Origin of the sequence: Leifsonia sp. YAF41, assembly GCF_052113185.1 — a bacterium.
Taxonomy (GTDB): domain Bacteria; phylum Actinomycetota; class Actinomycetes; order Actinomycetales; family Microbacteriaceae; genus Cryobacterium.
The window spans coordinates 103,660-114,855 of record NZ_JBFRCS010000006.1; the positions used below are offsets into that span (position 1 = coordinate 103,660).

11 protein-coding genes and 1 tRNA gene are annotated in these 11,196 nt (G+C 62.5%); 10 read left to right on the forward strand and 2 right to left on the reverse strand.

Features of this window, described 5'->3' with window-relative positions:
- The first annotated feature begins 71 nt into the window (after nt 1-71).
- Nucleotides 72-761, forward strand: a complete 690-nt coding sequence (locus tag AB4Y63_RS07370; RefSeq protein ID WP_441790401.1) for a GAP family protein — start codon at nt 72-74, stop codon at nt 759-761.
- Here the strand turns inward: AB4Y63_RS07370 and AB4Y63_RS07375 are convergent.
- A complete protein-coding gene (locus AB4Y63_RS07375; protein ID WP_441790402.1) occupies nt 758-1,696 on the reverse strand; it encodes a LysR family transcriptional regulator in 939 nt (312 codons plus the stop codon). The two genes, AB4Y63_RS07370 and AB4Y63_RS07375, sit on opposite strands and share 4 nt — an antisense overlap.
- Nucleotides 1,697-1,759: 63 nt before the next feature.
- Between AB4Y63_RS07375 and AB4Y63_RS07380 the strand changes: the two genes are divergently transcribed.
- Nucleotides 1,760-2,725, forward strand: coding sequence for a DMT family transporter (locus tag AB4Y63_RS07380; RefSeq protein ID WP_441790403.1), 966 nt, complete (start codon nt 1,760-1,762; stop codon nt 2,723-2,725).
- 47 nt (nt 2,726-2,772) lie between these two features.
- Here the strand turns inward: AB4Y63_RS07380 and AB4Y63_RS07385 are convergent, their stop codons facing one another.
- Nucleotides 2,773-3,411: an MBL fold metallo-hydrolase gene (locus AB4Y63_RS07385; RefSeq protein ID WP_441790404.1), complete on the reverse strand. Its 639-nt coding sequence runs from the start codon at nt 3,409-3,411 to the stop codon at nt 2,773-2,775.
- A 123-nt stretch (nt 3,412-3,534) separates the two neighbouring features.
- Between AB4Y63_RS07385 and AB4Y63_RS07390 the strand changes: the two genes are divergently transcribed.
- From AB4Y63_RS07390 to AB4Y63_RS07425, 8 genes are all read left to right on the forward strand, one after another.
- Nucleotides 3,535-4,437 (forward strand): diacylglycerol/lipid kinase family protein, encoded by a 903-nt coding sequence (locus AB4Y63_RS07390; protein ID WP_441790405.1) that lies wholly within the window; start codon nt 3,535-3,537, stop codon nt 4,435-4,437.
- 56 nt (nt 4,438-4,493) lie between these two features.
- Nucleotides 4,494-4,569, forward strand: a tRNA-Glu gene (locus tag AB4Y63_RS07395).
- A gap of 291 nt (nt 4,570-4,860) precedes the next feature.
- Nucleotides 4,861-5,886 (forward strand): TerC family protein, encoded by a 1,026-nt coding sequence (locus tag AB4Y63_RS07400; RefSeq protein WP_441790406.1) that lies wholly within the window; start codon nt 4,861-4,863, stop codon nt 5,884-5,886.
- 120 nt (nt 5,887-6,006) lie between these two features.
- Nucleotides 6,007-6,831: a PP2C family protein-serine/threonine phosphatase gene (locus AB4Y63_RS07405; RefSeq protein ID WP_441790407.1), complete on the forward strand. Its 825-nt coding sequence runs from the start codon at nt 6,007-6,009 to the stop codon at nt 6,829-6,831.
- A 119-nt stretch (nt 6,832-6,950) separates the two neighbouring features.
- Nucleotides 6,951-8,420 carry a 3-isopropylmalate dehydratase large subunit gene (gene leuC / locus AB4Y63_RS07410; protein WP_441790408.1) on the forward strand — a complete coding sequence of 490 codons (1,470 nt, stop codon included), beginning with the start codon at nt 6,951-6,953 and terminating at the stop codon, nt 8,418-8,420.
- A 2-nt stretch (nt 8,421-8,422) separates the two neighbouring features.
- Nucleotides 8,423-9,019, forward strand: coding sequence for a 3-isopropylmalate dehydratase small subunit (gene leuD, locus AB4Y63_RS07415; RefSeq protein ID WP_441790409.1), 597 nt, complete (start codon nt 8,423-8,425; stop codon nt 9,017-9,019).
- A gap of 7 nt (nt 9,020-9,026) precedes the next feature.
- Entirely contained in the window at nt 9,027-10,397 is a 1,371-nt protein-coding gene (gene murA, locus AB4Y63_RS07420) for a UDP-N-acetylglucosamine 1-carboxyvinyltransferase (protein WP_441790410.1), read from the forward strand.
- Nucleotides 10,398-10,404: 7 nt separating this feature from the next.
- The gene (locus tag AB4Y63_RS07425; protein WP_441790411.1) at nt 10,405-11,196 is read left to right on the forward strand and encodes a lysophospholipid acyltransferase family protein; all 792 of its coding nucleotides are present in this window, start codon (nt 10,405-10,407) and stop codon (nt 11,194-11,196) included.

An 11,196-nucleotide genomic window follows, 5' to 3' on the forward strand; every position in this document is an offset into this window, starting at 1 on the left:
CTGTTCCTCCGGGCGGCGATCTGTCAGAATCGCGTCATGTGAGTAGATTCAGCTCACTGGCGACACCACACATGACGAAGAGAGGCCGGCCGATGTTGCAGGCTGTGGGTCACATTCTTCCCATTGCGGTAGCCGTCGCGCTCAGCTCAGTGCCGATCACCGTGATCATCCTGATCCTGCTCTCTCCGAATCGCAATCGATCGGCCATTCCCTTTCTGATCGGATGGTTGATTGGATTGGCGGGCGTTGCGACAGCCTTTGTCGTGTTCGCCAACCTGATTCCGAAAAGCATCGTGCGAAAAGCAGACCTCGGTATCGCAATTGTTTTGATGGTCGTCGGGATTGCCCTCATCGTTTTTTCAATCGTCTCGTGGAGAAAGGCCCTGGGCCGGCCTCCCACCGACTCGCTGCCACGGTGGCTGCGCGCGGTGAGTTCAATCGGCCCGTTCTCGGCGTTCGGGCTCGCGATCGGCCTCAACCTGCGCCCGAAAGCATTGCTCCTCAGCGCCGCAGTCGGGGTCTCGATCACCGCCGACAATCTGAACGTCGCCTCCGGGTCAATCGTCATCCTCATCTACACCCTCGTCGCCTCTGTGACGGTCTCGATCCCCGTGATTCTCACCCTCGCCTCGCCGACACGGATGGAACCCCGCTTGATTCAGATCCGCAGCTGGTTGGAGCGAAACAATCGCACGGTATCGATCGTGATCATGCTGGTGATCGGTGTTGTCATCTTCAGCAACGGGTTGACCCGGCTCTAAGCAACGGGGGAGCGAGCCGAATCGCCATCTGGCTCAGGACGCTTCGAATGAGCGACGGTGATGAGTGTGTCGAGCACCGTGCGCACCGATGCGCGCAGCAACGTCTCCGGTCGGCTGAGTACGTCGATCTGACGCCCGATTCGAAGCGAGCTGAAGGGGAGAAGTACGTAGCCTGCATCGGGACCCGGCATCAATGTGTAGCGCGGCATCAGCGCAAGGCCGCCTCCGGATGCGACAACGCGACCGGCCACAAAGAACTCGTTGATTCGATGCCCAATGGAGAGCGGGCACCCGGCCGCCATCGCAACGACATCGAGCGCGCCCGCGACGGGAAAGCCACGATGCGGGCTGATCCACTTCTCGCCTGCTACATCGGCGACGCTGAGGGAGGTGCGCGTCGCGAGTGGATGTCCGCGCGGAACTGCGACATCGAACGGCTCGTAGAGCAGTGGTGTCACGGCGAGGTGGTCGGGCCAACGCTGCTCATGGTCGATGCGGTGAGCGATGACAAGGTCGTAGTCGGCAACGAGCGCCGAGAAATCAGACAGGGGAAGGTCTTCGTCGCTCACGCTGACCGGGGGAGAGTTGTGGGCGGCGAGAGCCTCGATCAGGGCGCCGAACCACGCGAAGCCCGCGCTGTGGAATGCCGCGACCGAGACCGGGGTGACGGGGTCCTCGCGAAAAGCGTGAACCGCACGCTCGGCATCGGCCATCGCGATGGAAACGCCCACCGCTGCCCGGGCCAGGGCCTCTCCGGCTGGGGTGAGCACGAGTGTCCTGCCACGTTTCTCCGTCAACCTGACCGCGACATCCCGCTGCAAAGCGCTCAGATGTTGGGAGACCGCGCTGGGCGTCACCAACAGCGCACGCGCAACGGCGGTGACGCTGCCGCGTTCGCCGAGTTCCCGCAGAATCATCAACTGATGCAGATCCATAAGGGAATGCTAAACGTAGGGTTCAGTAAGGAGTAGTTTTTCTTCACTAAAATGACTGTCACGATGGAGCGTGTGAACGTCATCTCCCGCATCTCCGCTCGTCGCATCGACCTCGTGCTCATCCTCGTCGCGGTGGTGTGGGGCGGAAGTTACCTGGCCGCCAAGGAGCTCACCGAGCAGGCGAGTGTGATGGTGGTGCTCGGCCTCCGATTCGCTGTGGCCTTCGTCGCCCTGCTGGCCGTGTGGCTCGTCATGCGCGGAGCACTGCCGACTCGTCGCGAATGGGCGGTCGGCGGGATTCTCGGGCTGACCCAAGCGTCGATCCTGCTGCTGGAAACGGCCGGGGTGTCGGTGACATCGGCGACGAACGCCGGACTCATCATCAGTTTGACCATCATCTTCACGCCGATTCTGGAATCGGTGGTGGCGCGCAATTGGCTGCCGCGTCCCTTCTTCATCGCCGCAGTGATCGCCGTGGTCGGCGTTGCACTGCTGGTCTCTGGGAATGGGTTTCAGACCCCCAACATCGGTGATCTGCTCGTGCTGGCCGCGGCGGGCGTGCGGGCCTTCCACGTGACAATGCTCGGTCGACTCACTCGCTCCCATTCGTTCAGCGTGATCACGATCACGCTGGTGCAGATGCTGGTCGGCACGACGATCTTCGTCGCTCTGGATGTGCCGGGATTCGTCCGAGCGGCGATCGACTTCGGTGTCGCTGAATGGCTTGGCGTGCTCTACCTCGGGCTCGCCTGCAGTGTCTTCGCGTTTCTCGCTCAGTTGTGGGCAGTGCAACGCACCTCAGCAGCGCGCGCCAGCCTGCTGATGGGGACCGAACCGATTTGGGCGGTGCTCGTCGGGGTGAGTCTCGGTGCCGAGACCCTCGGGCTCATCGGCCTTGTCGGTGCTGCCCTGATCATCGGCGGCACGTTCTGGGGGCAGCGGATCGAATCAGGACACCGCGCAGCCGCGGAAACTCCGATGGTCGAGCTTGTCGAGCGATGTACTGAGCCTGTCGAAATGACCCGGTGACCTGGTCTCTGGAGCTGGTCGTGTGATTTCGACAGGCTCAATCACCGCTAGAGGTCGAGCGAGTCATTCGGCTCGAGAGCAAAGAACTCGCCGCCACCCTGCTCGGTTGCGGCTTGAATCCGCGCATTCGAAAGGCTCTTGCCGGCCCGGGAGAGCACCATCTCATGGGTGGGAAAGCTGCGCCGCGGTTTCACCGCGAGTACGTAGTCGATGACCTCGCTGATCTTCAACCAGGGTGCGCCGGCCGGAACCGCGAGCGTGCCGACCGCGACGCCCTCCGGAATCGTGAATGAGTCTCCGGCGTAGTAGAGCTCATCGTTGACCAGCACACCGACGTTGTCGACCACCGGGATCGAGGAATGGATGACGGCGTGCTTGCCGCCAAAGAATCGCAGTGTGAACGGTCCGACTTCAACGGTGTCACCGGCCGCGACCACCGTCACCGGGTGGTCGGTGCTTGCCGCCGCGACGCCGGCCGGACCGTAGATCGTGGCGTCGGGACTCAACTCGAGAATGCGCTCGATCTGCTCCGGCGTCCAATGGTCCGCGTGCTCGTGGGTGATGACGATCCCCACTGCATGTGCGGTGTCGGTCAACGGTGTGGTGAACGACCCGGGATCGACGTACAGCTTCTGACCGGAGAGTTCGAGGATCAACGCGGCATGTTCAAGCTTGGTGAGATGCATGGGTCGAGCCAACACCCCCCGCCGCTTCTTTGCAACAATCGGGGGCGCCGACACGTCATCCGGGGGCGTCATGGGTGACCGCGTGGCACATCGGTGGTCCGCGCAGCCGCCATAATCTCCTCTATGCCTGTGCTCGCCCTCCGTATCGCCGTGGCGATTAATCCGCAAGCCTCATTCGGTCATCGCCGTGATGTCGGACCCCGTGTCGTCGATGAACTTCGCGCCATCGGTCACGAGGTGTTCGCCCTTGAAGAGGCGAACATCGAGTTGTTACGCCTCCGTGTCGAAGAGCGCGTCGCAGCCGGCATCGACGTGCTCGTCGTCGTCGGGGGAGACGGGATGGTGAGTCTCGGCACGAACATTGCGGCAGGCACGCCGCTGCCCTTGGCGATTGTGGCGTGCGGCACCGGCAACGATCTGGCTCGAGGGCTGGGGATTCCGACGCAGGATGTCGAGGAATCGATCATTCACCTTCTCGAGGGGCTGGAACGAGAGCCCCGCGTCATCGACGCCGCCCGAATTCGGCATGGCGAACTGACCACCTGGTTCGCCGGAGCGCTCTCCGCGGGCTTCGATGCCATCGTCAACGAACGTGCAAACCAAATGACACGCCCGAGGGGGAAGAGCCGCTACACATTCGCAATTCTTCGTGAGCTGCTCACTTTTCGTCCGATTTCATACCGGCTGACCGTTGACGGTGTTGCCAGCGAGCGACGCGCGATGTTGATTTCCGTTGCGAACAATGTGTCGATCGGAGGGGGCATGAAAATCGCTCCCGACGCGCAAATCGACGATGGATTGCTTGATCTGTTCATCGTAAAACCCCTGTCCCGCGTGGCGTTTCTTCGCGTCTTCCCGAAAGTATTCTCCGGAACGCATACGCAGCATCCGAAGGTTGAATTGACGCGGTGCCGGAGCGTGCGGATCGACGCGGACGGGGTCGTCGCCTATGCCGACGGGGAACGCGTCGGGGCCCTCCCCGTGCAGGTCGACATTGTGCCGGGAGCCCTCCGCGTGTACGTCTGAATCGCTCAATTTGATCCTGCTGCGGAACCTATGACATACTCAATGAGTTGCAAAACGGCCCCATCGTTTAGCGGCCTAGGACATCGCCCTCTCACGGCGGTAACGCGGGTTCGAATCCCGCTGGGGTCACCAATACAGAACCCCCGAAACCTTGATTCTTCAAGGATTCGGGGGTTCTTTTTTGTTCTGCGGCTTGTCGGCCGGTCCCACGAGGGGGATCCTGGAATCACCCTTGGTCCGGCGATCCGGTAGAGTTTTCTCTTGCGAAGGGGAGTATCCCTCTGAGCCTGATCCAGGCTCTACGCCGCGATCGTCAATACGGGCTGCACCGCTGTAGCTCCGGACGCGGTGGCACCGTTTTTCGGTGCGGGAGAGACTTTCGGGATTTGTGCTGCCCGCACCCCGACCGCTGAAAGGCCCCCCGTGGAACTTGCTCTCCCGATCTGGTTTGAAATCGGATCCCTTGTCGTTCTGACCTTGATCTTGGTCGCCGATCTCTTGATCGTGTACAAACGACCGCACGTCCCCTCGATGAAGGAGGCGAGCCTCTGGGTCGCCTTCTACGTGGGCCTCGCTCTTGTCTTCGCTCTGCTGATGCTGATCTTCGCCGGCGGCGAATTCGCGGGTCAGTTCCTCGCCGGTTGGATCACTGAGTACAGCCTCTCGATTGACAACCTCTTCGTGTTCGTCATCATCATGGCGAGGTTCTCTGTTCCCCGGAAATACCAGCAGGAAGTGCTGATGGTGGGCATCATCATCGCGCTCGTGCTGCGCGGTATTTTCATCCTGCTCGGCGCGCAGCTGATTGAGAACTTCAGCTGGATCTTCTACATCTTCGGCGCCTTCCTGCTCTACACCGCTGTGCACCAGGCGCTGTCGAAGGAAGAAGACGTCGAGGAGGCCGAGAACGGCGTCATCCGCTACCTGCGCCGCCACATCAACATCTCCCCGTCGTTCGACGGCGCAAAGGTTCGCACTCTCGTCGACGGCAAGAAGATCTTCACGCCGATGATCATCGTGTTCATCGCGATCGGTACAACCGACCTCATCTTCGCCCTGGACTCCATTCCGGCGATCTTCGGTATCACGACCAGCCCATTCATTGTGTTCACGGCCAACGTGTTCGCCCTGATGGGACTGCGCCAGCTCTACTTCCTGCTCGGCGGTCTGCTCGACCGTCTGGAGTACCTCAAGTACGGCATTGCGTTCATTCTGTTCTTCATCGGAGTCAAGCTCGTCTTCCACGCCATGCACACCAATGAGCTGCCGTTCATCAACGGTGGACAGGGAATCGAGTGGGCGCCGGAGATCGACACCTGGACGTCGCTGGCGGTGATCCTTGTATCGATGGCGGTGGCCACGATCGCGAGCCTCATCAAGGCGAGCCGGGACGCCCGCCGTCGCGGACACACACTGGCCGAGGAAATTCGCCCGGTCGACGGAGAGTAACCGCTCCTTGCTACGGTTGACATCCGGTGGCCGTGACAACTGACGTTGCCTGGCTGCCGGATGTCGCACTTAATGTGAGTGAAGGCGACTGATGTGCCGAAAGAATTGAACGGAGCGCCGGTGAGCGAACACGGAGAATCAGATCTGGTTCTGGCCACGGAACACACTCATCTCCGTTTCAGCGCACACAGCCACGTTGGCCTGGTGCGGAGCGCAAACGAGGACAGTTTTCTCGCCGGATCACCCCTCTACCTTGTCGCTGACGGGATGGGCGGCCATGCCAGAGGCGAAGTGGCGAGCCAAACCGTCGTGCGCGTCTTCGATGAGCACATCGAACGAGACCTGCCGTCAACACCCGAACGCATCCTCGATGCCATCCATTCGTCAAACGATGCCGTTCACGACCTCAGCGCGGCCGACGATGTCGGCGCGGCCGTCGCCGGAACCACGCTGGCCGGAGTGGCACTCGTCGACGCCGGCGAGGGGACCGGCTTGTGTTGGATGGCCTTCAATATCGGTGACTCCCGCATCTACACCTGGGACGGCGCCCTTCTGTCTCAACTCAGCGTCGACCATTCGGCGGCCCAGGCAATGATCGACGCCGGGCTCCTGCGCCCAGAAGACGCTGAGACGTGGCCGGAACGCAACGTGATCACCCGTGCGATCGGGCTGTCGGACCATGCCGATGCGGATGTCTGGCTTCTTCCGATCGACGGGCGTCAGACGTTTCTGATCTGCTCAGACGGCCTGAGCAACGAGTTGTCTCTCGGCGAAATGATCCGCATTCTCGCTGAGTTCGACGCTCGGGGCGCGGCGGGAACAGGCGAGGCAGAGCTCACTCGCGCCGAGGCTCTGGTGAACGCGGCGCTGGCCCATCAGGGGCGTGACAACGTGACGGTGATCGTCGTGGAGTCACTCTCACGCCCGGTCGAGGTGTTAGCCTAAATCCATGCTGTCCGGTCGACTTCTTCTTCTGTGCCGCGACGAGTCCTCGTTCTAAGGCCTCCCTCGTCGCGGAGTCTGTCGTTGGCTGACCACCACCTTCTTGAGGAAGAACAACAACAATGAATGACGCATCAACGTTGAGCGAGCACCCCCGTACTCTGGCCGAAAAGGTCTGGGACAAGCACCTGGTCGCCAAGGGTGAAGACGGTACGCCCGACCTCATCTATATCGACCTGCACCTCGTGCACGAAGTCACCAGCCCGCAGGCATTCGACGGCCTGCGCCTGGCCGGTCGCCCTCTGCGCCGCCCCGACCTGACGATCGCGACGGAAGACCACAACACGCCCACGCTGGCGATCGATCGGCCGATCGCCGATCTCACCAGCCGTACCCAGATCGAAACCCTGCGCCGCAACTGCGAGGAGTTCGGCGTTCGACTGCACTCTCTCGGCGACATCGAACAGGGCATTGTGCACGTCGTCGGCCCGCAGCTCGGCCTGACCCAGCCGGGAATCACCGTGGTCTGCGGCGACTCGCACACGTCGACGCACGGCGCATTCGGAGCGATGGCCTTCGGCATCGGAACCAGCGAGGTCGAGCACGTCATGGCGACCCAGACGCTGCCCCTCAAGGCTTTCAAGACGATGGCCATCACCGTGGACGGCACTCTCCGCCCCGGCGTCACGGCCAAGGACATCATCCTCGCTGTGATCGCGAAGATCGGCACCGGCGGCGGTCAGGGCTACGTGCTCGAATACCGTGGCAGCGCCATCCGTTCGCTCTCGATGGAGGGCCGGATGACGATCTGCAACATGTCGATCGAAGCCGGCGCCCGCGCCGGAATGGTCGCGCCGGATCAGATCACCTACGACTACCTCGAAGGCCGCCCGCACGCGCCGGTCGGGCAGGACTGGGACGACGCCGTCGCCTACTGGAACACGCTGGCCACCGATGACGGCGCCACCTTCGACGCCGAGGTCATCCTCGACGCCGACACGCTCGAACCCTTCGTCACCTGGGGCACCAACCCCGGCCAGGGCGTTTCGCTCTCCGAACCCGTGCCGAACCCGGCCGACATCAGCGACGCCAACGAGCGTTCGGCCGCCGAACGGGCCCTCGAATACATGGACCTCGTCGCCGGAACCCCGATGAAGGACATCCGTGTCGACACGGTCTTCCTCGGCTCCTGCACGAACAGCCGGGTCGAAGACCTGCGCGCCGCCGCCGAGATCATCAAGGGCAAAAAGATGGCCGACGGCATCCGGATGCTCGTCGTCCCCGGTTCTGCCCGCGTGCGCCTCGAAGCCGAGGCGGAAGGCCTCGACAAGATCTTCACCGACTTCGGCGCCGAGTGGCGTTTTGCCGGCTGCTCGATGTGCCTCGGCATGAACCCGGACCAGCTGGCCCCGGGGGAGCGCTGCGCCTCGACAAGCAACCGCAACTTTGAAGGCCGACAGGGCAAGGGGGGGCGCACCCACCTTGTGTCTCCGCTCGTCGCCGCCGCCACCGCCATCCGTGGCACCCTGTCAAGCCCGTGGGATCTCGATCCGACGGCGAAGAACGACCTGACCCTGGACGGAGCGAAATAATCATGGAAAAGTTCACAACCGTCACCGGCGTCGGCGTGCCCCTGCGCCGCTCTAACGTTGACACCGACCAGATCATCCCCGCCGTCTACCTCAAGCGCGTCACCAAGACGGGTTTCGAAGACGCACTCTTCGCGGGCTGGCGCGCCGACCCAGAATTCGTGCTCAACCAGCCCGCGTACCGGGGAGCCCGCGTTCTCGTGGCCGGAGCTGATTTCGGCACCGGTTCCTCTCGCGAACACGCCGTCTGGGCCCTGCGTGACTACGGGTTCGACGTGGTGCTGAGCCCCCGCTTCGGCGACATCTTCCGCGGCAACTCCGGCAAGCAGGGTCTTGTTGCCGGTCAGATCACCGAAGAAGACGCTGAGCTTCTGTGGAGCGCCATTGAGGCGAGCCCGGGAATTGAAGTGACCGTGAATCTGTTGGACAAAACAGCTCGTATCGGCGACCTCACAGTCTCGTTCGAGATCGACGAATACACTAGATGGCGGCTGCTCGAAGGTCTCGACGACATCGGCCTAACCCTGCGCGATGAGGCGCGGATTTCTGAATTCGAATCCCAGCGGGAGTCATGGCGACCCCGCACTCTCCCTGCAAGGTAGGTAATTTGTGAGCACACTCGGTGAAGACGCGCAGAACCATGGCGCAGCCGTCGGCCTCCTCGGTGATCGGATCACCATCCGCGGCGGAAGGCCTCTGGTTGGACGTATCGAGCTGAAGGGTGCGAAGAACCTGGTGACCAAGGCAATGGTCGCCGCGCTCCTCGGTGAAACGCCGAGCGTGCTGAAAGATGTTCCGAACATCAGCGACGTGCGCATTGTGCGTGGCTTGCTGGAGGTTCACGGCGTCCTCGTCACCGACGGCGACGAGCCCGGCGAACTGATCCTCGACCCGGTCAACGTTGAAAGCGCGCACTACGCCGACATCGACGCCCACGCCGGTTCCTCGCGCATCCCGATCCTGTTCTGCGGACCGTTGCTGCACCGCCTCGGTGAGGCTTTCATCCCCGACCTGGGCGGCTGCCGCATCGGCGACCGACCGATCGACTACCACCTGGACGTGCTGCGCAAGTTCGGTGCCGTCGTCGAGAAGCAGGCCAACGGCATCCGGATGTCTGCACCCAACGGCCTCAAGGGCACCAAGGTCGACCTGCCCTACCCGAGCGTTGGCGCGACGGAGCAGGTTCTGCTCACCGCCGTGCGTGCCGAGGGGATCACAGAGCTCAAGGGCGCGGCGATTGAGCCGGAGATCATGGATCTCATCAACATCTTGCAGAAGATGGGCGCGATCATCACCGTCGACACCGACCGCGTGATCCGCATTGAGGGTGTCGAGCGGCTGGAGGGCTACCAGCACCGCGCGCTCTTCGACCGCAACGAGGCTGCCAGCTGGGCTGCCGCAGCCCTGGCCACCGACGGCGACATTTTCGTCGGCGGGGCACGCCAGGCCGAGATGATCACCTTCTTGAACGTCTTCCGCAAGGTGGGTGGCGCGTTCGACATCCACGACGACGGCATCCGTTTCTACCACCCGGGTGGAGACCTGAAGCCTGTCATCATCGAAACGGATGTGCACCCCGGGTTCATGACCGACTGGCAGCAGCCGCTCGTGATCGCCTTGACCAAGGCGCACGGCGTGTCGATCGTTCACGAGACCGTCTATGAGCAGCGCTTCGGCTTCGTCGACGCCCTGATCGAGATGGGGGCGACCATTCAGATTCACAAGGAATGCCTCGGTGGACACCCGTGCCGCTTCGGCCAGCGTAACTTCAACCACTCGGCCGTCATCACCGGGCCGACGAAGCTGCACGGCGCCGACATCGAGGTTCCCGACCTGCGTGGTGGCTTCAGTCACCTCATCGCCGCGTTGTCGGCCGAAGGCACGTCCACGGTCAGCAACGTCGGAATCATCGCTCGTGGCTACGAAAACTTCATCACCAAGCTGGAGCTGTTGGGGGCTGACTTCGATCTCGAAGGATAATAGGGCTGTGCCATCGAAACCCACCCCTGAGTCCTCCGCGTCGTCGCCTGCGTCACGCGCGCGCTCGGAGAAGAGCCGTCCGTCGATCTTCTGGCTTTTGGCCGCGATCGCTCTGCCGTTCATGAATCTCGTCGCCAAGTACGAGATTCAGGACAGGGAGAAGTTTCCGCGCACCACGGCATTCGTGTTCGCACCCAACCACTACAGCGAGATCGATCCCGTTGTGATGGGCGTGGTGGCCTGGAAGCTCGGGCGCCTGCCCCGGTTCATGGCGAAGGGCTCCCTCTTCAAGATTCCGGTCATCGGATATCTGCTTCGGAAGTCGGGGCAGATCCCCGTGCAGCGTGGCGGTTCCGTGCGTGGCAGCGAGCCCGTGAAGGCTGCTGAGCGACTCGTTGAGAACGGCCAGATGGTTGTCGTCTACCCGGAAGGCTCGCTGACTCGCGATCCTGATCTGTGGCCGATGCGTGGCAAGACCGGCGCCGTACGCATCGCGCTCGAGCACAACATCCCGATCATTCCGGCAGCGCACTGGGGAACTCAGGCGTTGATGCCGCGTTACTCGAAGAAGATCAGTGTGTTTCCGCGCAAGACGATCACGGTGAAGATCGGCGACCCGGTCGACCTGTCCCGTTTTCAGGGGCTCCCGCTGAACGCAACAACGCTGAATGAAGCGACAGCCGTGGTGATGGATGCCATCACCGTGCTGCTCGAAGATTTGCGCGGGGAGAAAGCCCCTGCAGTGCGGTGGAACCCTGCCGAACACGACCAGAAAGAGACCGGCCGTTTTGAAGCCTAA